Source organism: Mesorhizobium sp. M4B.F.Ca.ET.143.01.1.1, from assembly GCF_004792275.1.
Classification (GTDB): Bacteria; Pseudomonadota; Alphaproteobacteria; order Rhizobiales; family Rhizobiaceae; genus Mesorhizobium; species Mesorhizobium abyssinicae.
Genome location: NZ_SRSR01000385.1, coordinates 1 through 279, shown reverse-complemented (window position 1 = coordinate 279; position 279 = coordinate 1). Strand labels below are relative to the sequence as shown.

Annotated in this window: 1 pseudogene; it reads left to right on the top strand. The window is 61.6% G+C overall.

Going from position 1 to position 279, the window contains the following annotated elements:
- Nucleotides 1–279: pseudogene (locus EN786_RS37455) on the top strand (type II secretion system F family protein); the annotation flags it as partial.

Below are 279 nucleotides of genomic sequence, written 5' to 3'. Positions count from 1 at the left end.
ATCGAGGCGCTGACCTATCCAGCCTTCCTGCTCCTGGTGATGTGCGGCGCCATGGTCATACTGGCGACGGTGCTGGTGCCGGCGCTCGAGCCAATCTTCGAGGGGTCGTCCGCCCCAAAACCCTTCACCATGCGCATGCTCTCCGCCTTCGGCCACGTCTTCAACGACTATCCGTTCGTCTTCCCGCTCGCTGCCTTGCTGGCGCTGCTCTTCTATCTCGCCCTGTCGAAGTCTCCTGCGGCAAAAAGCGTCTTCTCGCGCTGGCTTCTCAAGATACCG